Here is a 25,396-nt window from a genome sequence, read left to right on the forward strand (position 1 = left end):
GTTCAAGGTCCGTACGCGAAATACGTGGCGCTCGAAGCCCAGTTCCCGCCCGACTCGACCGTGTTGATCACCCACTGGAACGTATGGGCCCCCGGCTTTCCGAGCTCGGGCGTCTCCCAGACCTTCGGCGCCGTCATGCTCCCCGGGCACCAGTTCGCCCGCGGGGCCTTCACGCTCGAAATGGCGCCGCAGGGGTTTTCGAGGCAGTACGTAAAACTGTTTCCGCTCGGCCAGGTGTGCATGGTCTCCGTGCAGAGGTCCTTGCAGTCCGTTCGCCAGGGCTTCCACGTCTCGATCACGGCGCCGTCGACGGACACCGTGTGCGTGCGATTGCAGAACTCCTCGGCGGGCCCGATGCAGCCCGACCCGGCGTTGCCGCCTCCGTGGCCACTCGTGCGGAATTCGATCTTGCCCGCCGTCGCGCCCGCGGGCGCCTCGAAATTGAGCGCGCCCGGCCCCTCGGCCGTCGTCTGCGAACCGTAATAGAGCGATTTCACCGCGAGCACGTTCCGCGGCGGCGCGCCCGGGACCATTTCGAGCTTCGCCGTCACGTTCCAGCCGCCGTTCGACCCCGAGACCATGCCCGCGCCGTCCGAATACGTCGTGATGTGCGCGCGGATCTGGTGCGCGCCCGGCAGGCCGTTCGCCACGTCCGTGACGTCGATTTCGAGGTGCAGCGGCCCGCCGAACGGCGTGATCGCGTGCATCAGCTCGAGGCCCGGCGGCTCCGTCGCCGGATCCATCGGATCATCGAGCGAGATGTCGAAATTGCGATCGAACGCATCGCAATCGGCCGGCCAGTTCTGCCCCTCGGGCGGCGGGTTGTCGAGCCACTTGTCGAACGGATAACAGGTGCTCGCGAGGTCCACGACGAGCTTCGCGCTCGCGAACGGGCCATCCTTGAAATCGACGTCCGCGAACACCGTCTGGAAATTGGGCTGGCTCCCGTCGCTCGTGATGCGCGTGTCGTCGAATGCGGTGATCGTGTACGGATCCGCATACGACGGCCCGCCGCCGCCGCCCTGGCCGCCGCTGCCGCCCGAGCCGCCCGAGCCGCCGGCGCCTCCCTGGCCGCTCGACGAGCCTCCCCCGCATCCCACAAGCAAAAGCGCGCCAAACAAAGCAGCAAAGCCCACGCGCGCGGACGGCACGTTCCTCATCGAGAACCTCCGGACGCGAGGCTACAGCAAGGTCGAACCCGCCCGCCAGCCATCTCCGTCGGGAGACGTCTGTCCACGCTTGGGGGGCTGCGCTCGGACGAGCCGAGCTTCGCCCCCAAACCCCCTCCCCCAAGGGCGCCGCCGGCGCTAAAGAGCCCAGCCGATGAGAATCATCAAGGTCCAGGACGACAGACAACGCCGCCACATTTTCACAGCCCCACCGAGGCGCGTCGTCTCGCTCGTCCCGAGCGATACCTACTCCGTCATCCGCCTCGGCGCCAAAGACCGCCTGGTCGGACGAACCCGCTTTTGCATCGCGCCCGAGGGCGAAGTCGAGGCGATCGAGGACGTCGGCGGCACGAAAGACGTCGACGTCGACAAGGTCCTCGCCCTCGAACCCGACCTCGTGATCGCGAACCAGGAAGAGAACACCCGCTCGCAGATCGAGCGCCTCGAAGCGGCCGGCGCCCCTGTGTTCGTCTCGTTCCCCAAGCGCGTCGCCGACGGGATCGCGCACCTCGCGCGCCTCGCCCTCGCCCTCGGCCTCGATCGCGACGACGCCGCCCGCTCGCTCCTCGCCGCGGCCTACCACGCGCATCGCGAGGCCGAGAAACACCGCGGCGAGCGCGTGCCCGTCCGCGCGTTCGTCCCGATCTGGATGGACCCGCTCATGACCGTGCACGAGGAGACGTTCATCTCCGACATGATGGATCTCGTTGGAGCGCAAAACATCTTCGCGGACCGCAGGCGCCGCTACCCGCTCGCCGCCGATCTCGGCAAGGCCGCGCCGCTTCCGCCCGAGCGCGTGGGCAGCCGTGACACGCGTTATCCGCGGGTCACGCTGGACGAGGTGGTCGCGCGGCAGCCCGAGGTGGTCCTCTTGCCCGACGAGCCGCACGCGTTCACGGAGGCCGACGCCGAGGTCTTCCGCAAGCTCGACATCCCCGCCGCGAAGACCGGCCGCGTGCTCTTCTGCAACGGCAAAGACCTCATGTGGTACGGCGCGCGCAGCGTGGAGGGCTTCGAGCGGCTGAGGCGTCTGGTGAACGGGGGCGAATTGGGGTAGGAAGCGCCCCATGACTTGGAGTCGGGAAAACGTCCAAAAGAAGCTCGTCGAGGTGTTCGGCCAGCACAAGCAGACCGAGGTCGACGTGAGCGCGGAGAGTGAGATCGTCGCCGATCTCGGCATCGATTCGCTCGGGGTGATGGAGGTGCTCGCCGACCTCGAGGACACCTTCAAGCTCACGATCCCGGACGAGGCGCTGCGCGAGATCAACACGATCGGCGACGTCGCGACCGCGGTCCTCACGCGCCTCGAAAACGACGGAAGGCTCGAAGGATGAGCGCGCCTTCGCCCCGCACCGTCGCGCAGGCCATCGAGGACGCGGCGGCGAGCAGCAGCACGGGCTACCGTTTCCTCGAAGAATCACCCGACGTCGCGCCCTACCACTCGTACGCCGACGTCGAGCGGATGAGCGCTCGATACGGCGGCGCGATGCAGGCCATGGGCCTGCGCAAAGGCGACCGCGTCGCCTTGATCCTCCCCGACAACGCCGATTTCGTGTTCGCGTTCCTCGGCGCCGTGCGGGCCGGCATCATCCCCGTGCCGATCTACCCGCCGACGGGCCTCGGCAAACTCGCGGGTTACCTCGAAAACACGCTGCACATCGTGGCGAAGAGCGGCGCGCGCGTGCTGCTCACGAGCAGCGACATCAAGAAGATCCTCGGGACGATCCAGGCGCAGGCGCCGGGGCTCGAGAAGGTCGTCGCGGTCGAGGGCGTGCGCACGTCGAACGACAAACTGCGGCCCGAAAAGGTCGACCTCGACGACGTCTGCTTCCTGCAGTTCACGAGCGGCTCGACCGCGCGGCCGAAGGGCGTGACGCTCACGCACCGAAACCTCGCCGCGAACGTGCACGCGATCATGCCCGTGGGCCTGAGCATCCAAGACGGCGTCGATCACGGCGTCTCGTGGCTGCCGCTCTACCACGACATGGGGCTCATCGGCTTCGTGATCGCGCCCGTCTACCACCGGAACTCCATCACGTTCCTGCCGCCGCTGCTCTTCCTGAAGCGCCCGGCGCGCTGGCTCGAATCGATCTCGAAGTACAAGGGCACGATCTCGTTCGGCCCCAATTTCGCCTATGCGCTCGCGGTCAAGCGCATCAAGGAGAGCGAGATGGAGGGGCTCGATCTGTCGAGCTGGCGCATCGCGGGTTGCGGCGCCGAGCCGATCCGCGCCGAGAACCTCCGCGCCTTCGCGGAGAAGTTTTCCCGCATCGGCTTCGACGAGCGCGCGTTCGTGTGCTGCTACGGCATGGCCGAGTCGACGCTCGCGGTCTCGTTCAGCAAGATCTGGACGGGCGTGCGCACCGACGTCGTCGACGGCGAGACGCTCTGGTCGAAGGGCCGCGCCGAACCCGTGGCGGAAGGCGCGCCGCGCGCCTCGGGCATCGTCGAGTGCGGCATGCCCTTCGAGGGCCACGAGATCAAGGTGTTCGCGTCCGACGACGACACGAGCGCGCGCCCCTTGCCCGAGCGCGAGGTCGGCGAGCTGCGCATCTTGGGGCCGAGCGTGATGCAAGGCTACTGGAACGACCCCGAGGTGACGAAACGGTCGTTCGCGGGCAGCTATCTGCGCACGGGCGACCTCGGGTACATCGCGGATGGGAAGGTCTACATCTGCGGGCGCTCGAAGGAGGTCGTGATCGTCAACGGCCGGAACTACTACCCGCAGGACATCGAGTGGGAGGCGAGCCAGGTCGAGGGCGTGCGCAAGGGCAACGTCATCGCGTTCGGCACGATGAAGGGCCCCTCGGATCGCGAGCGCGTGGTCATCGCGTTCGAGACGGGCGAAAAGGACGAGGCCGCAAAGAAGCGGCTCGAAGCCGACGTGCGCAAGGCGGTGCAGCAGAGCGTGGGCCTGACCGTCGACGACGTCGTGCCGCTCGCGCCGGGCGTCTTGCCTAAGACGTCGAGCGGCAAGCTCCAGCGCGCCAAGACGCGCGAGCTGTACGAATCCGGAGAGCTTCTCGGTAGGACGAGTGCGCGCGAGGTGGACAAACTCGATCTCGTGAAAGAGATCGCGAAGAGCCAGATCGGATACTTCCGGCACCGGCTCTTCGGAAAGAGCGACGATTGAAATGAAGAAGACCTACAAAGGGAGCTGTCATTGCGGGGCGGTCCGCTTCGAGGCGGACATCGATCTTTCGGCGGGCACGGGCCGGTGCAATTGCACGTATTGCGCGAAGGCCCGGTGGTGGGGCGCGATCGTCAAGCCCGAGGCGTTCCGCCTGCTCACGGAGCAGTCGGCGCTCGCCGATTATCGGTTCGGCTCGAACTCGATGCAGCACCTCTTCTGCAAGAGCTGCGGCGTGACGATGTTCGGCGGCGGATTCCTGGAGGAGGTCGGCGGCGCGTTCGTCTCGATCAACGTGGCCAGCCTCGACGACGTCGATCCGGCGGAGCTCGCCGCAGCCCCGATCCAGTATTACGACGGGCGGAACAACAACTGGATGAACCCGCCCGCCGTCACGAAATACCTCTAAAACCCCGCCTCCACCGATAGCTGCGGGATCGTGATCGGCCCGAGGAGTCGCGGCTGACAGATCCCGCGGGCGCACGTCACGTCGAAGACCTCTTTGCTCAACGTCGCATTCTGCATGTCGAGCACGAGCGAGACGAACCCCGTCTCGCCGACCTTCCACCGCCGCGACACGCGCAGATCGAGCCGATAAAAAGGCCGCACCCGCGGCGGATCCTCGGCCACGGCGCCGCTGCCCGCCTCCTGCGCGGGAAAACCGCTGTAGAACACGTGCCGCACGCCCGCCTTCCAGCCCTTGCCGAGGTCGTAGAGCAAGGCCACGTGCGCGACGTGTGTTCGATCGACCGCCGAGGGCGTCGTGACGCCGCTCTTCGATGTGCGGGTCGATCGGGAAAGCGTGTACGAGGCGAGGAAGAGCAGATCCTTGCGTAATGCGCCGCGCGCGGAGAGCTCGAGGCCATACGCGTCGCCCGTGCTGCGCGAGAGGAACCGCGCGGGGCCGAGGTTCGTGCCGCGGTCGGAGCCGATCGGGTCCGTGAGGTTGAACGTCACCTGGCGGAAGAGCGAGCCGCTGATCTCGACCGGAATGGGCGAGAGTTTCACCTCGGCGCCGAAGCTCGATTGCAAGGCTCGCTGAAGGCCGCCCGTGATGCCGCCGATCTGCAGCGCCGGGAGCGGCGCGAAGCCGGGGAGCTGGGACGCCACGCCAAACGAGGGGACGATGCGCACGCGATCGCCGACGCCGAATCGGCCCGTGATCTTCGGGTCGATCGCGAGCGCCGTGTTGCCCATCGACGTGTAATGGTCGACGCGCAGCCCCGGCGTGATCGTCGCCCGATCCGAGAGGACCACGAGCGCGTCCGCCCACGCGCCCACGGCCGTGTCCCAGCGGCTCGGGAAAAGCGCGCGGAACGCCTCGTCGAGCTCGCCGAGCGGCCCGGAGGCGCACTCTTCGAGGGAGATGTCGCAAGGCTCCTTGTGCACGATGTCGTACCGATCGACCATCAGATCGAGCCCGCCGCGCAGGAGCGCCTTTCCCCCGCCGATCGGCTTCGATCCACGCAGCCGCGCCCCGATCTTCCAGTTCTGCGCGCTCTCGGCGCCGACATCCCTCGACCGATCGAGCCCGAGCATCACCGCGGCGCGTAGCTTCGCGCCGGAATCGAAATCGTGATCGTACCGGAAATCCAATCGATGGAAATCCGCGTCGAGCAGGACGTCCTTCTCCCCGCTCGCGTCGCCCGTCGTCGTCGTCGCCAGATAATCCCACGCCCCGAACGCGAGCGCCGTGAACCGGCCGCGCTCGCCGATGCGACGGCTCACGCGCGCCTGGTAATCGCCGTACCCGAAATCGACATTGTCGATGATCGCCGAAAGAATGTGCCCGCCGAACGCATAATGCCCGCCGACGAGGACCGTGGTCTTGTCGCCGATCGGCCCCTCGACCACGCCGCCCACGTCGACGAACCGGAACGCGCCCTCGCCCTTCCATTCATTCGGAAACGGCGCCGCCTCGGCCTCGACCGCCGCGCCCGCGAGCCGCCCGATGTCGGCCGGATACGGGCCCATGTGCAGCGTCACGCGCGAGACGAGCGGCGCCGGAATCACGCTCGGCCCCGCGCCCACGTGAAAGAGCAGAGGCACGCGCACGCCGTCGTAGAAAAACCCGATGTTCCCGGGCGGCGCGCCGCGAATGTAATAGTAGGGCAACCCGCTCGCCGTCGGCGTCACGCCCGGCTGCACCTCGATCGCGCGGTACGGATCGCCGAGCACGCCCGGCATTTCCCGAATGTCCCGACGCTTGAGCGAGACCGACCCCGCCGGCGCCCGATCGCCCTCGACGGTCACTTCGATCGGCTGAGGCGGAGGCGGCTCGGGCGGCGCAGGCGCGGGCTCTTCCGGCGGCGCGGGCTCCGCGGGCGGCGGCTCCTCCTGGGCGAGCGTGGGGGCGGCAGCGAGGGACGTGGCGAGCGCGAGGCCGAGCCCCGCGCGCCGGAGCGCTTCAAACATCCGAAAGGCCAGCCGTCTCCATCACGTCGATCGCCGCGGCGAGCGTCTTGTCTCCACGCATCACGTGGCGAAGCTCGTCCGGCCCCTGATCCCGCAGATGCGTCCCCTTGGCCGCGTGCCGGCCGAGCACCTCCGTGAGCCCATGAAGCAGCGGATGGCGGTTGAGATCGATCGCGAGATCGCCCTCGTGGAGCGCGGGTTCGAGCAGCCGCGCGATGTGCCCCTCGGACCAACCGAGCGACTTCTGCGCATCCGCGACGACGACCCGAAGCTGCGCCCAGAAGAGCCGCTCGGCACGCTCCGCCGCAGGCCCGAGCAGCGACTCGGCGCGCGTGCGGATCGCCGTGCTCTCGTCCTTCGAGGCGCGGCGCATCTCCTTGTAGACCTCGCTCACGAGCCCGAGCAGATGTGGGTTCGGCCGATCGGCCGTGAGCATGTGCCGCTCGGCGCGTTCGAACGCTTCGAGCAGCGCCGCCTCGGTTTTGTCCCAGCGCCGCTGCGCGATCCTGAGCCGCGCCGAGGAACAAAGCGACGTGACCATGTCGTGCTCGGCGAGCGCCTTCGTGTCGGCCGTCGCCTCGGGATCCTCGAAGACGGGCTCGAGCCACGCGCGGAGGCGCCCCACGAGCGCATCCATCTCCTCCTTCGGATCACCCGCGACCATGCAGAGCGCGACGCGCAGGAACATGGCCTGCCGCGCCTCGGCATCCCGATCCGCGCGGTTCTGGCAGAGCAAGGGGATCGCCGCTTCGAGCTCCGCGGCGGCCTCTTCTTGGCGGCCGCGATCGAGCTCGGCGCGGGCGAGGTCGAAGTGCAGCGATCCGAGCCGATCTTTCGGGTACGTCGGCTGCCGCTCGGCGCCGGCGATGGCGAGGCGCTGGTAACGCGCGGACATGCCGGCGTTGTTGTCGAGCGCGTAGGCGAGCGCGGCGATGCGCGCGGCCTCGACGTACCTCGGATGATCCCGCCCGAGCTCGTGGGCGATCTCCATGGCCCTCTCCGAGGCGACGACGGCCTCGCCGAGGAGCTTCGCCTCGAGGTAGGAGCGGACCGCGGAGATGGCGCTGCTCAGCCGGCTTTCGACGTCGCTCATGGCGGCGCGCATTGCATCACGTGAGACGGCGACGCGCAACGCGGTCGCAGGATCTTGGACGTCCGGACGGAGGGCAGCGGCGCGCTGGCGCGGGTCGCGGGGGCGAAGGGGACGGGGGGGCGGGGTGGAGCTTTACCGGGCCAAGCTGGACTCCTCCTCGAGAAGGCCGTCGAATGCTTTTCGTATCTACTGCTCGCGCCGTGCAGGGTACGCGGGGCATCGCTCCGTCCTAATCGCGTCCCTGCAATCGCGCCAGGCCCGGGACTCTTGTGAATCCCATTCGCCGTTGCCGTCCTGATCATCCATTAGGTGATCGCAGCGCTCCGAGGCAATCTGACTGTCGCGCCAGAAGGTGGCGCCATTCGGGTCCTCGCAGGGGATCCCACACCACATCGGGTCGAGCTCGGTGCAGCTGATTTGCTCCGGGCAGAGGCGCATCACACAGCCGGCCTGGCACGCAGCACGATACTCGTCGTGGATGCCGCACGGCCAGTGAGCTCGGCTCTCGCACCAGTCGAAGACGAACCCGAGATCCGTCTTGCAGGACTCCGGGCTCGGCTCACGCCAGTCATCCGCACGCGACCCGGAGCCGAGGTTCAGGATGGCAATGGCGGCGATGACGATGAGCGCGGCACCATGACGCTTCATGTGATGCTCCCCTTCCGTCGCTCCGGCGCGTGGACCCTACACCACCGGATCCGGGAACGCGAGCGCGTGTTCGTTACCATGCTTCAAATCCCGCCCTGTCCCTCATCGCCGGGATAGGCCTCGGCGCTCCCCGCGCCACCAGCCCCCTGCGCATCGGACCAGTAGTCGCCGCTGCCTGCGCCGACGCTCACGCCCACGCCCATGGTGATGAATGTCTCGCCGGTGGGCGACGGACCAGGTCCGCCCGCTGCGGCGTCCACGTCCAGGCAAATGAGCGCTGGAGAGAATTGGGCAGTGCAATCGGTACCTGGGCCGATCCTTTTTCTCGTGAGAAGGGCTTCCTTGCACCGGTTTTCGGTCCAAGACCCCTGCTCGACGACCTGCGGATCCTCGACATCCTTCAACACCTCGACGGTAGGTGGAAGCCCTCCGTTCCGGGTACAAGTCACCACCGCGTTGCACTTCACCGCAGGCCCCTCGCCTTGGTTTCGCCCCACCTTACCCGGGATGATCTTCGGATTCCTGCACTTGTCCTCCGAGCACCCACCCCCGAACACGACCACCCCCACCACCAGCACCCCGATCCCCAGCGCCCACATCCTCGCCCTCCGGCCCGCTTCGCGAACCTACGAGAGCGCTTCCAAACCGGGCAACGTTTCGAAGGTTATCCCTGCACGTCGCCAATCTCGACGAACTCGTCGACCCGCACCACGCAATCGACGTCGCCGCTCAGCGAGCTCACCGCCCACGCCGACGCCCTCACCGCCCCCTGCGACGCAATCGTCGACCCGCCCCGCGCCGTCGTCCCCTCCCCCCGACGCCCTCACCGCCCGCCCCCTCGACCTCGTCGATGCCGCCCACGCAATCGTCGACCTCTCCCGACGACCTCGTCGCCGGTTGCCACGCGCTCGTCGATCCGCCCGACGATCCCGCGTGCCCGCTCGACGTCATCGTCGACCCTGCTCGACGACTTCGTCGACCCATCCCGACGACCTCACCCACCCTCGCCGTCGATTTCGTGCTGAATCACGCCCACCCCTCGACGGCGCGATTCCTCTGATTACGTTCCCGCCTTCCCCGCAACCCTTGCAAAAGAGGTATCGCGATGTCCAATGTAGCTGCAAAGCCCTATCCCGGTCCGTTCGAGTTCTCCCTCAAGGATTGCCAGGCCGACCTCGTCGACCTCGCCCCGGGCGCGATGGCCCACCTCCGCTTCGAGCACGACGGCCTCGCCGACGTATTCGCAGAGCTCGCCGTCAGCATCCCCGCCCTCGGCGACGACGCCGGCAATCTGCCGAAGGTCCATCAGCGCATCCTCGACGCCAATGCCTCAATCGACAAACTCGCCGCCCACGAGGTCATCCTCGCCAAGGCCCTCGAGGTCGTCCGGGAATCACGCGCGAAGAAGGTGCACGAGCGTGAAAACGACATCGCCGCCATCGTCGATTCCGTGAAGTCGACGGCGCGCCGCGGCGGAGACGAAGCGCTCCTCAACGCATTCGAGAAGACCGTCAAGTACAACGCGCAGATCGCCGAGAAAGCCGCGAAGACGCGCCGCAAGAATGCCGAGGCCGTAAAGACCGCGGCCCCCACCGGCTGACCGACGCAAGGGTGGGACGGCGGCGCCCTATCCCAGCCGCGCCGCCATCCCCTTGTCAGGCCAGCGCAAATGCATGCGCCCGATGCGCATCCCGATGCGCCAGCCGCGTGATGGCCTCCCGCAGCACGTCCTCGCGCAGCTCGTGCGGAACCACGCCATTGCCGATCCCTTGCAGCAATGGCACGTGCGGCGACCGCCCAAAGGACCGCTCCGACAAACCGTCGAGGAGCAAGAGCCGTCCCTCGGAATCGACGTTGCCGAGCGTGTCGTGCCACAGCCGCAGCCCGAGCCGCTCGAGCAGCCGGTGGATCGACTCGCGCTCGCCTTCCGTGTTCGTCCCGTGCAGCGCGCCGAGCGTCGTGTCGAGCGCGATGCCCACCGCGAGCGCCTCGCCCTGACGGATGCGCCGTTCCGTGTGCAGCTCGATCCGATCCGCCGACCATGCCCCGAACGCGAGCGGCCCCTCCGCTCCGTAGACGTCCTCGTTCGGCGCCATCGCCGCGAAGTCGGCGTGCAGGGCGGCGCTCTGCTGGAGCAGCTCCGCGACGGCGTCGCGTTCGCCCGAGGCGAGCCGGTGGGCGTGCGAGACGATCCAGCCGAAAAGCTCCTCGTCCCACAGGAGCGCGGCGCGTACGGCCTGGACGAGGCCGAAGACCTTTTCGCGCGTCTTCTGGGTCTCGACGAAGCGGCGATCGCACACGACCGCGTAGGGCGCGCGGAAACTGCACAGGAAGTCCTTCGTGCCGAACGCGTTGATGGCGCTCTTCGGCAGCACCGCGGGTCCGGCCTGCGCGAGCGTCGTCGTGGGCACGCGGACGACGCGCGGCGCGCTCTGCACCATCGACGCGGCGAAGCCCACGAGGTCGAGCAGCGACGCACCGCCCACGACGAGCAGGACCGAGCGTCGATCGAGCTCCAGGGCGTGGAAGTACGCCTGCAGGCGCGCGGGCAGCGTCGCGTCGTCCTTCATGCTCTCGCCCCCGCCCTGAACGATCGGCGGGGCCACGAGATCCAGCGCGTCGTTGTGACACCGGGCATACCGCTCGATGTGCAAATTCAGCTCGGGCTGGGCAGCGATCGCACCGCGGTCGACGATCGCCGCGACGCGGTGCCGGACGTCGGGCTCGCGCCGCACGATGAGGTGGCGCAAGTCACGGTTCATCGGCGAGAACACGTCGCTCGTGAAGCAGACGGGGTACTCGAACGACGATGCCGAGGCTCTGACGTGGACAATCACAGCGCTCTCCGGAAGTGAGCACGCCTGCATGCGGCGTACCGATCGGTCGAGCGCGATCGTGGGCACAAACGAACAATCCCCGGGAGGCCGAGCCTACCGGGGACTGTTCTCGTGTACTTCGCTACTGCCTTGTCGGGGCGAGAGGATTTGAACCTCCGACTCCTCGGTCCCGAACCGAGTGCGCTACCAGGCTGCGCTACGCCCCGTACGCCGCGGGCTTTCGCCACCGACGTGGGGGCGGACCATGCTCGCACCGGACGCTTCTGTCAAGTCCTGTCGAGCAGAGATTTCACCGACGGGCCACCGCCCTGGGCGTCCTCACGTCCGCCGGGGACGTCGGATGAGCGGAAAAATCTAGAAACGCAAGTAAAAAAGTCGATCCCGGAGCGGACGGGCTCGTGTTAAAGTGCTACTGGAATCGAGACGTGACCTGGGGGCGCTCAGAGCCCCCCAGGCCGAACATGCGGCGACTCCAGGGGGGGGACGAAGCCTTCGGGCGTCGACGAGAGCCCCAGTCGATGTGGCCGCGAATAGGAGGACAAGGTGGCAATCGAGCTTCCGGCAGTTCGCATCCTGATCGTGGACGATGACCGAGCCATCTGCGACTACATGCAGACGTTGCTCGAGCGGGATGGGTACCAGGTGAAGACCCTGGTCGATCCGTCGGCCGTGGAGGAGGAGGTCCGCACGGGCGGGTATCACCTCATCATCCTCGATCTGATGATGCCCAAGCTCGACGGCATCGAGGTGCTCAAGCGCATCCGCAAGGTCGACACCGACATCGCGGTCGTCATCTTCACGGGCTTCCCGAACCTGGAGAGCGCCGTGCAATCGATGAAGCTCGACGCCGTCGACTACATCAAGAAGCCCTTCAACGTGGACGAGTTCCGCGAGGTGCTCGCCCGCGTGATGCGCAAGAAGGGCCTGGCGCGCACACCCGAAGAGCAGCTGCACCGCGTCATCGGCGACACGATCCGCAACCTCCGCAAGGAGAAGGATCTGACGCTGAAGCAGATGGCTCGCCGCACGGGTCTCAGCGTGTCGCTGCTCTCGCAGATCGAGCGCGCCGAGTCGAGCGCGTCGATCTCGTCGCTCTACAAGATCGCGGTCGCCCTGGAGTCACGCATCCAGGACCTCTTCGGTCAGTATTGAATGACGCCCTCACCCCCCGCCCCCTCTCCCTCGCAGGAGAGGGGGAGAAGAGAAGAGCGGGAGGGGGGAGAAGAGCTAGGGCGCTGAAGCTTTCGCGATCGCGCGGTCGAGCCGCGTGATGTCCACGCCGGTGATGCGATCGATCGCCTTGCCGCGCTTGTCGTACACGACGACGTACGGGAGCTGGGGAACGTTCGCGAGGTAGCGCTTCGCGAGCGGCGTGTCCCAGTCCCCCACGTCGAGGCGCCGATACGCGACGTCCGTGCGCGCGCCGAGCACCTTCGCCATGTGCTCGTCCACCTTGCGGCACGGGCCGCACCACTCCGCCGAGAAGTCGACGACCGTGACCTTGTCCGTCGCGAGATGCGGCGCGAGGTCCGGTACGTCGCCTCCGTCCTCCACGACCGTGCGCACGTCCGCGCCCTCGGGGAACGCGGCGCGTTCGAGATAACGGCCCTTGCCCGCGCCGAGGATCGCCTCGAACCCGTCCTCGGCAGCGAGCTTGCGGACCGCCGTGAACACGTCGAAATTCGGCGCGGCCACGACCTGCACTTCCGCCTTGCGACGATCGAACCGAGCGTCGTAGACGCCCGGGCGTTCACGCAAGTCCGCGACGATCTCGTCGCCGCAGTCGCTGCAGTCGATCTTGTCGAGCGAGACGATCACGGTGCGCGCGTCCTTCGGATACGAGCGCGCGCCGCCGCACGCAGTGAGCAGGACGAACGCGGACAGCGTGAACAGGTGCTTCAGCGAAGTGCGCATCGCAAGGTCACACGATGCCGCCCCGGTCGCACCGGAGCAAGGCGCTGGCGCAGGCCTGAATCCACGCGGCAAGGCATGCTCGCTCGGTGTAACCTCTCGCGCGTGAGCCAGAGCCAGATCCTCACCCGGACCCTCGCCGCCGATCACGTCACGCCTGTCCGCGCGTACAACGCGCTCCGGGCACAATCCGCCGGTCGTTCGTCGTTTCTGCTCGAGTCCGTACTGCCTGGAGAGCGCTGGGGACGCTACTCGATCCTCGGCTACCGCGCGCGCACCGAGCACGCCTACCCGCCGGGCGCGAACGCGCTCGAGCTGCTCGCCAGCGACGCCGCCGAGCTCGAGAACGCCGAGGGGCTCGCGGCGCGCTTCTCGCAAGCGCTCGTCGGCTACCTCGTCTACGACGCGGCGAACGTGGCGAACGGCATCAAGCCGTGGCCGAACGAGGGCATGAGCGGGCGGCTCATGCGCGACTGCACCGTGGTCGTGTTCGACAACCTCGAGCAGACGCTCACGATCGCAGGTCGCTCGAAGGGCGCGATCGATCGGTGCGCGTGGGAGATGACGCACGGGCCGGAGCTCGATCCGCTGCCGTCGCCGGATCCGACGCTCGAAGCGCTGTTCGCCGAGCCGAACATCGACGACGACACGTACGCGGCGAAAGTCGCGAAGGCGAAGCAGTACATCGAGGCGGGCGACTGCCTGCAGATCGTTTTGGCTCGAACGTTCCGCGCGCCGCTGCGAAACGCGGACCCGTTCGACGTGTACCGCGCGCTCCGGGTGCTCTCGCCCTCGCCGTACTTGTTCTTCCTGGATTTTTCGGAGACGCCGTTCGCCGAAGGGATGGCGATCGCGGGCGCGTCGCCCGAGACGATGGTGCGCGTGTCGGGCGGCAAGGTGACGCTCCGGCCGATCGCGGGGACACGCAAGCGCGGCGCGACACAAGAGGAGGACGAGGCGCTCGAGCGTGAGCTCGTGGCCGATCCGAAGGAGCGCGCCGAGCACGTGATGCTCGTCGATCTGGCGCGCAACGACGTGGGCCGCGTGGCCGCGCCGGGCTCGGTGTCCGTGACGAGCGAGATGAAGGTGCAGCGCTTCTCGCACGTGATGCACCTCGTGAGCGAGGTGGAAGGGACGCTCGCGGAGGACAAGTCGCCGATCGACGCGGTGCGTGCAGCGATGCCGGCGGGGACGCTCTCGGGCGCGCCGAAGGTGCGAGCGATGCAGATCATCCGCCAGCTCGAGCCCGGTCCGCGCGGCGTGTACGGCGGCGCGATCGGGTACGTGCTTCCGGATGGAACGGTCGACTTCGCGATCCCGATCCGCACGGTGATCGCGCGCGGCGCGGAGTTCGAGGTGACGGCGGGCGCCGGGATCGTGGCCGACAGCGAGCCGCTGCGCGAGGCCGAGGAGACGCGCATCAAGGCGCGCGCGGCGCTGGCGGCGATCCGGAGCGCGCAGGACGCGGTCGAGCGGCGCGAGGCGGAGGCCGCGGCGCTGCAAAAGCGGCGCGAGGAGGCGGAGCGGAAGAAGGCCGAGGCGGCCGCGGCGGAGGCGGCGGCCGCGGCGGAGGCGGCGGCCGCGGACGCGACGAATTCGAATGGTGGGGGCGACGCGGGCTCGAATGATTCGGGGGCCGCGAGCTAGGAGCGCCCTCGATCAGGGCGAAAGCTTGGCGAGGAAGGCGTCGCCGGAGGTGAGGTTCGCGTTCAGCGCGCCGCCACCGAAATCGATCGAGCCGCCGTAGAGCGCGCCTGCGAGAATCGTGTTCCCGGCGGTGTCGACGGCGACGCCGCCGAGCCGCTGCTCCTCACTGTCGCCGAAATGCCCGGCCCAGAGCGTCGCGCCCGAAGGATCGAGCTTCGCGGCGAAGATGTCGTACGTCGTCGTGGAGGAGCCGGGGACCGAGCCGAGGCCGAGATCGACGCTGCCCTGGAAATGGCCGGCGACGCTGACGTTGCCGGCGGCGTCGACGTCGAGCAGCACCTGCTCCTGATAATTCGGGCCACCGAGGCGCTTGGTCCAGACGTGGTTGCCCGTCGGGTCGAGCTTGGCGACGAACCCGTCGTAATTGCCGAGGCCGGTGAGCGTCGGCCCGCCGAACGTGGCGCGGTAGTAGAAGTAGCCGCCGAGGAGGAGGTTGCCGCTCGGATCGACGCGGAGCGAAGACAGGATCTGGTCGTACTGGCCGCCGAGGTTCTTCGCCCAGATCGTGTTGCCCGAAGGGTCGATCTCCGCGAGAAGGATCTCGACGCCCGAGCCGGAGAGCGCGCCCGTGCCGACGTCGGCCGAGCTGTTGTAGAGGAAGCCGAGGACGACGTCGCCCGCCGCGTCGACGTCGATCACCGGGAGCCTTTGTGATTTCGTCGCGACGAACCTCTTGCCCCAGACGAGGTTGCCCGCCGCGTCGAATTTCCCGAGGACCACGTCCTCGTCGGCGCCGGCGAGCGGGCCGGCTCCGAAATCGAAGGGCTGGGTGCTGTAGCTCGCGTAGTAAACGTTGCCGAACGCGTCCGCGGCGACGCTGCCGCCGAACGAGCCTCCCGCGAAGGCTCGCGCCCAGAGCGTATTGCCCGCGGGGTCGAGCTTCACGAGGAAGGAGCCGAGCCCCGCGACCGTCAATGGCCCCGTGCCGAAATCACAGGTGCCGCTGAAGATGCCGGCGGCGAGCACGTTGCCCGCGCCGTCCGCCGTGACGGAGTAAATGGTCCCGCCGCTCGTGCCGCCGACGTTCGGGCAGAGGGGCTTCACCCACGCGGCGGAGCCGGCCGCGTCGTATTCGACCACGCCCATCCCGCCCGTAATGGGGATCGGACCGCTGCCGAAATCGACGTTGCCGTCCGAGGCGCTGAAACCGACGAAGATGTTGTTCGAGGCGTCGGTCGCCACAGGGCCGAACGTCTGCCCTCCCTGGTCGAGGACGCCGCGGCTCCAGACGTGCGTGCCGCCGGGGCAGCCGCCGAAGCCGTCACAATCCTCGTCCTCGGGCGTGCTGCAATCCTCGGGCTGCGGCGCCTGATCGGGCACGCATTCGAGCTCGGCGTAGTAGCCGCAGGTGAGCGTGCCGGCGGCGCAAATGCCCGGCTGGCCCGTGTCACAGGCGAGGCCGTACGACGGATCGTCCTCGTCGACCTCGCCGTCGTGGTCATTGTCGCGGCCGTCGCAGACTTCGTCCTCGGGCGGACCGAGGATCGCGGACGGCGCCCCGGGGACCAGGGGGTTCGACGTCGAAGGATCACCGGGCTCCGCGCCGCAACCGGCGAAGCCACAAGCGGTGACGAGCATGAGGACAGGAATCGAAGGGGGGAAATGGAAAACACGCATTCGGACCTCCCGCGGGTATCCCATCGACAAGAACGTCGATGGTCGATTCGCAGAAGAGCCGAGCGTACACCGGTCGAGACCGGCAGGCAGCTCTCATTTGGGAAATCCTGGCGATCAGGTCAGGCGCGGCGCATGCCCACGCCGAAGGCCAATCGGACGTTCGGTCGCGCCAAATAGAAGATTACCGCTGCCGCAATCACGATGGCGATCCACGCCGGCCAGGCGGCCGGCGCCGCCGCGACCGAGACGATCGCGAAGAGGCCGTTCACCGCCTGGATTCCAAGCGTCACGACCCACGCCCAGGCGCGCAGCGTGAGGAGCCCCCACGCCACGGCGAACATGGCAATCCCGACGGCGAGGTCGAGCGCGATCGCCCAAGGCGGTAGCTGCGCGCCCGTGACGGCTGGGATGCTGGAGAGCACGGTGAGCACGCCGCTGAGCGCCATGAGCACGGCCACGACGATGATGCCGGCAGGCCTCGTCTTCAGTTCATTCATGAAGACGCGCCGATGCAAGAGGCGCGCGACGCGTCCTTTCCGCTCGGAGTCCGCGCGCCTAGGACTGGTATTCGCGGAGGACGGTCAAATCGCGGGAGACCATCCGAAATGCCGCACGCTCGGCCTCGGCGCGGATCTTCTCCTCGTCGAGCGTCAGGATCGTCCCGTTCTCGTAGAGGAGCTTTCCAGCCACGAAGACGTGGCTCACGTCGCTGCCCTTCGCCGCGTGCACGAGGTTCGCCACGAGGTCGTGGCGCGGCACGAGGTGGGGTTTGTCGAAATCGAAGAGCACGAGGTCGGCCGCTCGTCCCGCTTCGAGCACGCCCGCCTCGGAAAAACCCATCGCGCGCGCGCCGGCCTGCGTCGCGATGCGGAGCGATGCGTCGCCGGCGATCGCCTCCGCGTCGCGGCGCGCGAGCTTCTGAAGGAGCGGGAGAAAGCGGACCGCTTCCTTCATGTCCATGTCGTTGTTCGACGCCGGCCCGTCGGTCCCGAGCGCGACGTTGACGCCCGCGCGGAGCAGCCGCGGCACGTCGCCCGGGCCCATCGCGAGCTTCATGTACGTGATCGGGCAATACGCCACGGTCGTCCCGCGCCGCGCGAGGATCGCCACGTCGTCGTCACTCAGGTAAAGCGCGTGCGCCGCGATCGCGGGTACGTCGAGCACGCCCGTCTCTTCGAGCAGCCGCGTGGGCGTCACGCCGTGCGTGGCGAGCGAGCGGCTCACCTGCTCGTCGCTCTCGGCGAGGTGAATGTGCAGGCCGAGCCCCTTCTCCTTCGCGAGCGCCGCGATCTCGCGCAGGAACGCGGGCGGGCAGACGTACGGCGAGTGCGGCCCGAGCATCGCGCGGATACGTCCGTCCGCTTTGCCGTGCCATCGCTCCGCGAATGCGAGCGCGCCTTCGAGATCCGCGCCGACTTCCTTTCCCGCGCCGAGCCCGAACTGACACCACGTGAGCGAGGCGCGCATCCCCGAAGCCTCCACGGCCTCGGCGACGTGGTCCATGTAGAAGTAGTGATCATTGAAGGCGACCGTGCCCGAGCGGATCATCTCGCACGCGGCTAACCGCGCGCCCGCGCGCACCTCCTCGGGACCGAGCGCGGATTCGGCGACCCAGACGCGCTCGTTGAACCAGCGATCGAGCGGCAGGTCCTCCGCGTAGCCGCGCACGAGCGACATCGACGCGTGGCAGTGAGCGTTGAAAAATCCGGGGACGGCGACGTGGTTCGTGCCATCGATCGTCGTGTCGGGCACGAATTCGGCGGGGGCCTCTCCGACGGCCACGATACACGCGCCGTCGATGGCGATGGCGCCGCCCCGGATCACCGTGCCTTTTTCGTCGAGGGTCACGATGTCCACGTCCTTGATCAGCGTCTTCACGGCTCGTCCTCCGGGCTCCCGGCGCTAGCGCCGTGGCGCATCCTACAACGAATGTTCGTGATCCCAAAGCGCGCCGCGCTTCCCGGCGCGGGAGGGCAATGGTAGTCTCGACGGCGCTTCGAGAACTTTGGGGGGGATCCCCGGGAGAGCGTGGGCCATGGCTTTGACCGACCTCATCAACATCTCGTCGAGCGTGCTGCCGGACACGACGCGCGTGATCGCATTCCGCGGCGTCGAGGCGATCTCCCGAACGTACGAGTTCGAGATCTTTTTGTCGCTCGAAGGGGAAGAGGGCGACGGGCTGGATCTCGGCGACGCGATCGGCGCGAAGGCGCAGCTCGTGATCGACCGGGCGGACGACACGCTCCCGCCGTTCGTGTTCGCCGGGATCCTCGCGAGCGTGGAGCTCTTGCACGCGGTCGAGGGCCGATCGCTCGTCCGCGCGGTGCTCGTCCCGCGGCTATGGCTGCTCGGCCTCTCCAAGCACAGCCGCATCTTCACGAAGAAAAAGCTGCCCGAGGTGATCGAGTCGATCCTCGAGGAAAACGGGCTCTCCGGCGACGATTACGAGCTCCGCCTCGGATCGTACGACACGGAGGAGCACATCTGCCAGTACCGGGAGAGCGACCTCGATTTCATCTCGCGCTGGATGGAGCGCGAGGGCATTTTTTATTACTTCATCCACGGCGAGGACGGCGAGAAGCTCGTCATCAGCGACGGCGCCTCGTACGAGGAGGACATCCTCGGCAAACCCGTGCGGTATTTCCCGCAGACCGGGCAGGATCGGAGCGCCGGGGCCTCGTTCCGCGCATTCACGAGCCGCCACCGCACGCTGCCGTCGATGGTCAAGCTCAAGGATTACGATTATGCCCGGCCAAACCTCACGATCGCCGGCTCGGCGCAGGTCTCGTCGAACGGCGCCGGCGAGGTCAGCCTCTACGGCGAGCGTTTCTTCTCGGCCGCCGCGGGTGAACGACTGGCGAAGCTCCGGGCCGAGGAGATGCTCGCGCGCGAGGTCGTGTTTCAGGCGCGCGGCACGCGCTCGCACCTGCGCGCCGGGCACGTCTTCGAGATCGAGGAGCACCCGCGCGCGGCGCTCAATGCCCGCTACCTCGCGGTCGAGGTGCGCCACCACGGCAACCAGGCCGCGGGCGCGTCGGCGTTCCAGCGGCTGCTCGATCTGGAGCACGACGAGGTGTATTTCGTCGAGATCGAGGCGATCCCGGAGGGCACGCAGTTCCGGCCGGAGTCGCGCACGCAATGGCCGCGGATCTACGGCTACGAGAATGGCACCGTGGACGGGCCGGCCGACAGCGAGTACGCGCAGATCGACGATCAGGGCCGGTATTCGGTCAAGTTCAAGTTCGACGAGACGAACCTGAAGGACGGCAAGGCGAGCACGTTCGTGCGCATGATGCAGCCGCACGGCGGCGGCGTGGAGGGTTTTCACTTCCCGCTCCGCAAGAACACCGAGGTCGTCTTCAGCTTCCTCGGCGGCGACCCGGATCGCCCCGTCATCTCGGGCGTCGTGCCGAACGCGCACACGCCGAGCCCGGTCACGAGCGGCAATCACACGAAAAACGTCATTCAGACGGGCGGGCGGAACCGACTCGAACTCGAGGACAAGTCGGGACAGCAGCGCATCACGATGTCGACGCCGCACACGAACTCGTACGTGCGCATGGGCTCGCCCAATGAAGGCCACACGATGATCATCCACACCGACGCCGCGACCCTGCTCGACGCGGGCGGCGACTGGAACATCGAGGTCGGCTATCACGACGGCGGACCCGTCGGCAACAAGACCGAAAAGGTCAAAGGCTCCGTCACCGAGACGTACGAGGACCTGAAGACCGAGACGGTCACGAAGCTCGTCACCGAGAATTACAACGATCGGCAGGTGACGACGATCGCGAAGGGACAGGATTTCCTCGTCAAAGACGGCGGGCAGAAGGTCGGCGTCAAGGGGGGCATCGGCGTCGCGGTGGACGGGGGCGTCTCGTTCAACGTCGGCGCCGGCACGGGGCTCGCCGCGCCCGGGAACACCGATTTCAACGTGTCGGTGACCGGCGGCAATTTCAAGGCGTCGACGAACCAGAACATCGAGCTGAAGGCGCCGGAGGGCACGCAGTCGTACACGAGCAAGGGCAAAGCGACGTTCAAGAGCTCGGACGGCGACGTCGACATCTACGCCAAAGGCAACATCAACGTCACGACCGAGGGCAAATACACCGGCACCGTCAGCGGCGACAAGACGACGAACATCCTCGGCACGAGCTTCAAAGTCGTCGGCAGCGACAAGCGCGAGGTCACGTACGGCACCGGGATCACGTTCAACGCGCAGGCGAACGCGAACTTCACGCTCGCGGCCGAGTTCAACCTGAAGGTCGGCGTGTTCATCGACGTGAAATGCTCGGCCGATTTCACGTTCGCCACGGGCATCAAGGCCGAGTTCTCCAGCGTGATCGATCTCCGCGCGACGCCGATGAAGGTCTCCGAGGCGACCGCGGGCTTCGCGTTCATGTCGGCCGGCGTCTTCATGGTCCAGACCCCGACGCTCGTGTTCACGGGCGCGGCGTTCATGTCGCGCGCCGCGATCCAGCTCATCAACTGAGCGCGATACTCACGTGCGTACGATCAAACCCGCAGGATTGATCCCGTCCGTTCGCGTGCAGGCGATCGGATTGCCTGGCCGCGGCTGCCTGTCCGTGACCTTCATGCTGCAATTCGGCGGCCAGGGCGCGGGGCTGCTCGTCAACGACGGAAACGTCGTCACGACGTTCACGGACGAGGGCACGGGCGTCTTCGACCAGGGATTGCCCAAGGTGCGCGGCGAGGTGCTTTGCGAGGGCTTCGCCGCGGGCGCCGCGCCCGCCGTGGCGCGGCAGGTGCGGCTCGCGCTCGGCCGCATCGATAAAAAGCTCTACGTCGTCGGTGACCGGACCTGGGGTGCGACGGGCCCGTCCGAGCCGGTGCCGTACACGAAGATGCGCATTCGCTGGGAGAATGCGTTCGGCGGCGAGGGCGATACACGAAACCCCGTGGGCAAGGGCAAGCGGGCGGCCACGATCGACGGCAAGAAGGTGCACCCCTTGCCCAACGTGGAATGGCCGAATCGGCTCGTCAAATCGCCCGGCGACGAGCCGCCTCCCGCGGGCTTTGGACCGCTCGACCTCACGTGGGAGCCGCGCTCGAAGCGTGTCGGCACGTACGGCCAGAAATGGCTGAAGACACGATATCCGGAGCTGCCCGACGATTTCGATCCGCTCTTCTTCAACGTGGCCCCCGAGGACCAGTGGATGCCCGGGTATTTCCGCGGCGACGAGGCGTTCGTCGTGGAGAACATGCACCCGGACAAACCCAAGATCGAAGCGGCCCTCCCGGGCTTCTTGCCGCGCGCGTTCATCGGCACGCGCAGCACGGAGGAGCGCGTCGAGGTGTCGATGCATTGCGACACGGTGTGGATCTTCCCGCACGTCGAGCGCGTCGCATTGATCTACCGCGGCATCTTCCCGGTCGCGACGGATGATGAGCTCGAAGTGAACGAGGTCATGGTGGGCCTCGAACGGCTCGGTGAGGCGAAGCCGCGGTCCCATTACGAGGAGGTGCGAAGGCGCCGCCTCGACAAGGAGCGCGGGGCGCTTCACGCGCTCAAGGACGGCGATCTGCTGCCCGAGGGCGTCGGCGTGCTCAAGCCGAGCGGAAACGACGATACGAAGGTCCTGCTCGAACGCGAGGGCTCCTTCGAAGAAAACATGCGGCGGCGCGCGGAGCTCGAATTGCAGCGCGCCCGCGAGCAGATCCGCGCCGCAGGCCTCGATCCGGGGTCGAGGCTCCCCGAAAAGCTCCCGCCGCGGGAGGAAATGCCGAAAGGCGACGTCCTCGCCTTCATGGAGTCCGTCGACGAGAAGGTCGAGGTCGCCAAAAAAGAGGGCGAGGCGCTCAAGCAGCAGGCGATGGAGCAGTTTCGGCAATCGTGCAAGGACGCGAAGCTCGATCCGGACGAGGTCCTCGCGCGGCAGAAGCGGCGCTCGCTCGGTCCGCCCAAGTTCAGCGCGCAAAAGGAGCTCGAGACGCTCCGCGGGCTCGCGACGCTCAGCGAGGCGACGGGCGTGCCGATGCCGGACGAGGTGTATCAGAAGCTGAATGATCCCTCGATCGAGGAGAAGCTCGTCTTAGCCGAACAGAAGACGAAAGAAGCCTATCGCTTGTCGGTGCACCGGGCCGAAGCGATGCCGCCGCTCGACGAGGAGGACGGGCGGAAGGTCCGGGCCGAGGTGGAGCAAGCGCTGCGCAATGGCGAGAGCCTCGCGGGGCGCGATTTTTCGGGCGTGGACCTCTCGGGGATCGATTTCCGCAAGGCGGATCTGTCGGAATCGTTCTTCGAGTCGGCGAACGTGGAGGGGTGTCGTTTCGACGAGGCGAACCTCTACCGCGCCGTCCTCGCGCACGCGCGGGCGAAAGGCGCGGTCTTCCGTGGGGCGCGACTCGAAGAAGCGAACCTCGGATGCGCGGACCTCACGGAGGCCGATCTCGCGGGGAACACGAACATCAAGCGCGTGCAGTTTTTCCGGGCGAACCTCACGCGGGCGAACCTCGAAAACACGACGCTCGACGGGACCGATTTCACGGAGGCGAAGCTCGAAGGGACGAAGCTCAAAGGCTGCAAGGCCGAGGAGCTCATGTTCTCCAAGGTCTCGCTCGCAGGGGCGGACCTCTCCGGCTCGGTGCTGGAGAAATGCAATTTCCTGGACGTCGATTGTACGAAGGCGAACTTCACGGTCGCGAAGCTCGATCAATCGGTGTTCCTCGACGTGGAGGGCGACGGCGCGATCTTCCGGCGCGCGAGCCTCCAGAACCTGCGCGTCGTGCGGGTCGAGAAGGGCACGCGGTTCACGAATGCGGATTTCCGCGACGCCGACATGACCCGGGCGAACCTGCGCGGGGCGCGGCTCGCCGGGAGCACGTTCGTGGCCGCGACCCTGCACACGGCCGATTTCTCGGAGACGGACCTCACGGGCGCCAAGCTCATGGGCGTGCGCGCGGCGGAGTCGCGCTTCGAGCGAGCGAACCTCACGAATGCGGATCTGCGCGGGGCCGATCTCTTGTCGGCGATGCTGGCGCGGGCGATGGTGGCGGGCGCGAATTTCGAGGAGGCGAACCTGTTCCGGGCCGACGGGGCGCGGATGGTGGGGGATACGAAGACGAGCTTCAAGGGCGCGAATTTGAAGCATTTCCGATATCTGCAGAGCCGAGGGGACGATGGACAAGGCAACGCTTGAGAACCTCGTCCGGAGCGGCGAGCTTTTCGACGGCGCGGACCTCGGCGGCAAGGACCTCGCGGGCGCGGACCTGCGCGGCGCGGTCTTCGCGAATACGTCGTTCCGCGGCGCGAACCTCGCAGGCGCGAACCTGCGCGAGGCCACGTTCACGCAATGCGATTTCGCGAACGCGGTGCTCGAAGGGGCGAGCTTCAAGCACGCGACCGTGATGACCACGCGGTTCGTCATGGCGAAGCTCGGCGGCGCCGAACTCGTGAACGTGACCTCGAACGGGTGTGATTTCACGGCGGCCGAGCTCGCGTCGGCGTCGCTCTTGCTCGCGAATTTCTCGAAAGGCTGCTTCGACGAGGCGTCCCTCGCAGGGGCGAACCTCGAACGGGCGTCGCTGCTCGAATCGAGCTTCAAGGGCGCGAACCTCGCGGGGGCGAACCTGAAAAGGACGGCTCTTTTCCGCGCGGACCTCGTGGGCGTGAAGCTCGCCGGCGCGAAGCTCGAAATGACGGTGCTCACGGAGGCGAAGCTCGCGGGGCATTCGTTCGCGGGGGTGGACCTTCACCTGACGCAGCTCAACGACGCGAACCTCGAAGGGTGCAATTTCGAGAAGGCGAAGATCACGCAGGTCAATTTCAAGGGCGCGAACCTGACGGGCGCGAAGCTCACGCGGGCCGACGCGAAAAATGCGATCTTTTTCGAGGCGCGGCTCGAAGGGGTGGATGCGCGCGGCGCGAACCTGAAAGAGGCGCTCTTTCCGAAGGTGATCGCGCCGGCCGTGCCATTCGACGATGCGATCCTGGAGATGTCGATCTGGCACGAGGCGAAGGCCCCGGGCGCGAGCTTCAAGCATTGCGACCTCACGTATGCGGATTTTTCGCACGCGTCGATCGAGGGGGCCGATTTCTCGGGCGCGAAGATGTACCGGACGAAGCTCCACCGGGTGAAGGACGGGGGCGCCAGGTATCCGCTCGGCCGGGCCGGCGCGCTCGGCGACGAGGCGGACCTCGTGGAAGCAGAACTTTGGCGGGACAAGCACCAGCGGATCTGGAAAGGAGACGGCGATGCATAACGCGGCGCGGAAGCTCGCGGCGAAGACCGTGTGGCAGGAGTTCGGCGAGGTCGTGGAAGCACGTCCGGACGGGTTTTGCGTGCGGACGGCGCTCGCCGAGGTGAATGCGAAACGCGCCGCGAGTTGTCTCGTCGCGCCGGCCCTCGGAGACCGCGTCCTCGTGGCGACGGAGGAAGAAGGCGATTCGTTCGTGCTCGCCGTGCTGGAGCGAAAAGATTCGCAAAAGACGACGATCGCCGTGGAGGGTGATCTCGAGCTGCGCACGCCGAGCGGAAAGGTCGAAATCGCGGCGCAGGAGGGCGTCGACGTGACGGCCGCGGCGCCCGTGAACGTGACGGGCTCCGAGGTGACCGTGAAGGCGCTGCGGGCGCGTTTGTCGGCGGAGTGGATCGACGTGGTGGGCGCCGCGGTGAAGGCGGAGTTCGGAAAAGTGAAGATGCTGGCGTCGACGTTCGACGCGGCGCTCGATCGATTCAGCCAGCGGGTGAAACGCTCGTATCGCACGGTGGAGGAGATCGATCAGGTGCGCGCGCAGCACATCGACTGGGCGGCGCAGGGCAACGCGCATCTCCGGGGCGAAAACACGCTCGTGACGGCGACGGACCTCGTGAAGGTGAACGCCGATCAGGTGCACCTCGGCTGAAAG

22 protein-coding genes and 1 tRNA gene are annotated in these 25,396 nt (G+C 67.5%); 12 read left to right on the plus strand and 11 right to left on the minus strand.

Annotated elements, in window-relative coordinates; genetic code table 11:
- Window positions 1–2: 2 nt before the first annotated feature.
- Entirely contained in the window at window positions 3–1,160 is a 1,158-nt protein-coding gene (locus tag QHF84_RS15775; RefSeq protein ID WP_281314127.1) for a peptide-N-glycosidase F-related protein, read from the minus strand.
- 163 nt (window positions 1,161–1,323) lie between these two features.
- On the opposite strand from QHF84_RS15775, the gene QHF84_RS15780 reads away from it, so the two are divergent.
- From QHF84_RS15780 to QHF84_RS15795, 4 genes are read left to right on the plus strand one after another with little or no spacing between them, the layout of a single operon-like run.
- Window positions 1,324–2,226 carry a helical backbone metal receptor gene (locus QHF84_RS15780; RefSeq protein ID WP_281314128.1) on the plus strand — a complete coding sequence of 301 codons (903 nt, stop codon included), beginning with the start codon at window positions 1,324–1,326 and terminating at the stop codon, window positions 2,224–2,226.
- A gap of 10 nt (window positions 2,227–2,236) precedes the next feature.
- Complete coding sequence (locus QHF84_RS15785) at window positions 2,237–2,503, plus strand: phosphopantetheine-binding protein (protein ID WP_281314129.1); 267 nt, start codon at window positions 2,237–2,239, stop codon at window positions 2,501–2,503.
- Window positions 2,500–4,302, plus strand: a complete 1,803-nt coding sequence (locus tag QHF84_RS15790) for a fatty acyl-AMP ligase (RefSeq protein ID WP_281314130.1) — start codon at window positions 2,500–2,502, stop codon at window positions 4,300–4,302. The genes QHF84_RS15785 and QHF84_RS15790 overlap by 4 nt, the downstream gene beginning before the upstream one ends.
- 1 nt (window position 4,303) lies before the next feature.
- Window positions 4,304–4,708, plus strand: coding sequence for a GFA family protein (locus QHF84_RS15795; protein WP_281314131.1), 405 nt, complete (start codon window positions 4,304–4,306; stop codon window positions 4,706–4,708).
- On the opposite strand, the gene QHF84_RS15800 is transcribed toward QHF84_RS15795, so the two are convergent.
- The 4 genes from QHF84_RS15800 to QHF84_RS15815 all read right to left on the minus strand — a co-directional run bounded on the left by QHF84_RS15800 (window position 4,705) and on the right by QHF84_RS15815 (window position 9,054).
- Entirely contained in the window at window positions 4,705–6,714 is a 2,010-nt protein-coding gene (locus QHF84_RS15800; RefSeq protein WP_281314132.1) for a TonB-dependent receptor, read from the minus strand. The two genes, QHF84_RS15795 and QHF84_RS15800, sit on opposite strands and share 4 nt — an antisense overlap.
- Window positions 6,707–7,807, minus strand: a complete 1,101-nt coding sequence (locus QHF84_RS15805; RefSeq protein ID WP_281314133.1) for a hypothetical protein — start codon at window positions 7,805–7,807, stop codon at window positions 6,707–6,709. Before QHF84_RS15805 ends, QHF84_RS15800 begins: the two co-directional genes overlap by 8 nt.
- 186 nt (window positions 7,808–7,993) lie before the next feature.
- A complete protein-coding gene (locus QHF84_RS15810; protein WP_281314134.1) occupies window positions 7,994–8,455 on the minus strand; it encodes a hypothetical protein in 462 nt (153 codons plus the stop codon).
- 83 nt (window positions 8,456–8,538) lie between these two features.
- Entirely contained in the window at window positions 8,539–9,054 is a 516-nt protein-coding gene (locus tag QHF84_RS15815; protein ID WP_281314135.1) for a hypothetical protein, read from the minus strand.
- 251 nt (window positions 9,055–9,305) lie between these two features.
- Between QHF84_RS15815 and QHF84_RS15820 the strand changes: the two genes are divergently transcribed.
- A complete protein-coding gene (locus QHF84_RS15820; protein ID WP_281314136.1) occupies window positions 9,306–9,515 on the plus strand; it encodes a hypothetical protein in 210 nt (69 codons plus the stop codon).
- Window positions 9,516–9,560: 45 nt separating this feature from the next.
- Window positions 9,561–10,055, plus strand: a complete 495-nt coding sequence (locus tag QHF84_RS15825) for a hypothetical protein (RefSeq protein WP_281314137.1) — start codon at window positions 9,561–9,563, stop codon at window positions 10,053–10,055.
- Between the two features lie 55 nt (window positions 10,056–10,110).
- On the opposite strand, the gene aroB is transcribed toward QHF84_RS15825, so the two are convergent.
- The gene (aroB, locus tag QHF84_RS15830; RefSeq protein WP_281314138.1) at window positions 10,111–11,217 is read right to left on the minus strand and encodes a 3-dehydroquinate synthase; all 1,107 of its coding nucleotides are present in this window, start codon (window positions 11,215–11,217) and stop codon (window positions 10,111–10,113) included.
- A 207-nt stretch (window positions 11,218–11,424) separates the two neighbouring features.
- A tRNA-Pro gene (locus QHF84_RS15835) sits at window positions 11,425–11,498 on the minus strand.
- 337 nt (window positions 11,499–11,835) lie between these two features.
- Between QHF84_RS15835 and QHF84_RS15840 the strand changes: the two genes are divergently transcribed.
- Window positions 11,836–12,444 (plus strand): response regulator, encoded by a 609-nt coding sequence (locus tag QHF84_RS15840; protein WP_136930390.1) that lies wholly within the window; start codon window positions 11,836–11,838, stop codon window positions 12,442–12,444.
- Window positions 12,445–12,519: 75 nt separating this feature from the next.
- On the opposite strand, the gene QHF84_RS15845 is transcribed toward QHF84_RS15840, so the two are convergent.
- Complete coding sequence (locus QHF84_RS15845) at window positions 12,520–13,206, minus strand: thioredoxin family protein (RefSeq protein ID WP_281314139.1); 687 nt, start codon at window positions 13,204–13,206, stop codon at window positions 12,520–12,522.
- A gap of 102 nt (window positions 13,207–13,308) precedes the next feature.
- Here QHF84_RS15845 and QHF84_RS15850 point away from each other — a divergent pair, with 102 nt between their 5' ends.
- Complete coding sequence (locus QHF84_RS15850; protein WP_281314140.1) at window positions 13,309–14,850, plus strand: anthranilate synthase component I family protein; 1,542 nt, start codon at window positions 13,309–13,311, stop codon at window positions 14,848–14,850.
- A gap of 12 nt (window positions 14,851–14,862) precedes the next feature.
- Here the strand turns inward: QHF84_RS15850 and QHF84_RS15855 are convergent, their stop codons facing one another.
- From QHF84_RS15855 to QHF84_RS15865, 3 genes are all read right to left on the minus strand, one after another.
- Entirely contained in the window at window positions 14,863–16,527 is a 1,665-nt protein-coding gene (locus QHF84_RS15855) for a hypothetical protein (RefSeq protein ID WP_281314141.1), read from the minus strand.
- Window positions 16,528–16,646: 119 nt separating this feature from the next.
- A complete protein-coding gene (locus QHF84_RS15860) occupies window positions 16,647–17,024 on the minus strand; it encodes a hypothetical protein (RefSeq protein WP_281314142.1) in 378 nt (125 codons plus the stop codon).
- A 58-nt stretch (window positions 17,025–17,082) separates the two neighbouring features.
- Complete coding sequence (locus tag QHF84_RS15865) at window positions 17,083–18,405, minus strand: amidohydrolase (RefSeq protein WP_281314143.1); 1,323 nt, start codon at window positions 18,403–18,405, stop codon at window positions 17,083–17,085.
- A 157-nt stretch (window positions 18,406–18,562) separates the two neighbouring features.
- On the opposite strand from QHF84_RS15865, the gene tssI reads away from it, so the two are divergent.
- Genes tssI through QHF84_RS15885 form a run of 4 tightly spaced genes read left to right on the plus strand, consistent with a single transcriptional unit; the run spans window position 18,563 to window position 25,393 of the window.
- Complete coding sequence (gene tssI / locus QHF84_RS15870; protein ID WP_281314144.1) at window positions 18,563–21,019, plus strand: type VI secretion system tip protein TssI/VgrG; 2,457 nt, start codon at window positions 18,563–18,565, stop codon at window positions 21,017–21,019.
- Window positions 21,020–21,032: 13 nt separating this feature from the next.
- Window positions 21,033–23,687, plus strand: a complete 2,655-nt coding sequence (locus QHF84_RS15875; RefSeq protein ID WP_281314145.1) for a DUF2169 domain-containing protein — start codon at window positions 21,033–21,035, stop codon at window positions 23,685–23,687.
- Window positions 23,668–24,750: a pentapeptide repeat-containing protein gene (locus QHF84_RS15880; RefSeq protein WP_281314146.1), complete on the plus strand. Its 1,083-nt coding sequence runs from the start codon at window positions 23,668–23,670 to the stop codon at window positions 24,748–24,750. Before QHF84_RS15875 ends, QHF84_RS15880 begins: the two co-directional genes overlap by 20 nt.
- The gene (locus QHF84_RS15885) at window positions 24,743–25,393 is read left to right on the plus strand and encodes a DUF3540 domain-containing protein (RefSeq protein ID WP_281314147.1); all 651 of its coding nucleotides are present in this window, start codon (window positions 24,743–24,745) and stop codon (window positions 25,391–25,393) included. The genes QHF84_RS15880 and QHF84_RS15885 overlap by 8 nt, the downstream gene beginning before the upstream one ends.
- Window positions 25,394–25,396 lie beyond the last annotated feature (3 nt).

It is taken from the genome of Polyangium sp. y55x31 (assembly GCF_029946505.1).
GTDB lineage: Bacteria > Myxococcota_A > Polyangia > Polyangiales > Polyangiaceae > Polyangium.

Coding starts and splice junctions, on each gene's coding strand:
- QHF84_RS15775 (WP_281314127.1), bottom strand. CDS start 1,160: ATGAGGAACGTGCCGTCCGCGCGCGTGGGCTTTGCTGCTTTGTTTGGC.
- QHF84_RS15780 (WP_281314128.1), top strand. CDS start 1,324: ATGAGAATCATCAAGGTCCAGGACGACAGACAACGCCGCCACATTTTC.
- QHF84_RS15785 (WP_281314129.1), top strand. CDS start 2,237: ATGACTTGGAGTCGGGAAAACGTCCAAAAGAAGCTCGTCGAGGTGTTC.
- QHF84_RS15790 (WP_281314130.1), top strand. CDS start 2,500: ATGAGCGCGCCTTCGCCCCGCACCGTCGCGCAGGCCATCGAGGACGCG.
- QHF84_RS15795 (WP_281314131.1), top strand. CDS start 4,304: ATGAAGAAGACCTACAAAGGGAGCTGTCATTGCGGGGCGGTCCGCTTC.
- QHF84_RS15800 (WP_281314132.1), bottom strand. CDS start 6,714: ATGTTTGAAGCGCTCCGGCGCGCGGGGCTCGGCCTCGCGCTCGCCACG.
- QHF84_RS15805 (WP_281314133.1), bottom strand. CDS start 7,807: ATGAGCGACGTCGAAAGCCGGCTGAGCAGCGCCATCTCCGCGGTCCGC.
- QHF84_RS15810 (WP_281314134.1), bottom strand. CDS start 8,455: ATGAAGCGTCATGGTGCCGCGCTCATCGTCATCGCCGCCATTGCCATC.
- QHF84_RS15815 (WP_281314135.1), bottom strand. CDS start 9,054: ATGTGGGCGCTGGGGATCGGGGTGCTGGTGGTGGGGGTGGTCGTGTTC.
- QHF84_RS15820 (WP_281314136.1), top strand. CDS start 9,306: ATGCCGCCCACGCAATCGTCGACCTCTCCCGACGACCTCGTCGCCGGT.
- QHF84_RS15825 (WP_281314137.1), top strand. CDS start 9,561: ATGTCCAATGTAGCTGCAAAGCCCTATCCCGGTCCGTTCGAGTTCTCC.
- aroB (WP_281314138.1), bottom strand. CDS start 11,217: ATGAACCGTGACTTGCGCCACCTCATCGTGCGGCGCGAGCCCGACGTC.
- QHF84_RS15845 (WP_281314139.1), bottom strand. CDS start 13,206: ATGCGCACTTCGCTGAAGCACCTGTTCACGCTGTCCGCGTTCGTCCTG.
- QHF84_RS15855 (WP_281314141.1), bottom strand. CDS start 16,527: ATGCGTGTTTTCCATTTCCCCCCTTCGATTCCTGTCCTCATGCTCGTC.
- QHF84_RS15860 (WP_281314142.1), bottom strand. CDS start 17,024: ATGAATGAACTGAAGACGAGGCCTGCCGGCATCATCGTCGTGGCCGTG.
- tssI (WP_281314144.1), top strand. CDS start 18,563: ATGGCTTTGACCGACCTCATCAACATCTCGTCGAGCGTGCTGCCGGAC.
- QHF84_RS15880 (WP_281314146.1), top strand. CDS start 23,668: ATGGACAAGGCAACGCTTGAGAACCTCGTCCGGAGCGGCGAGCTTTTC.
- QHF84_RS15885 (WP_281314147.1), top strand. CDS start 24,743: ATGCATAACGCGGCGCGGAAGCTCGCGGCGAAGACCGTGTGGCAGGAG.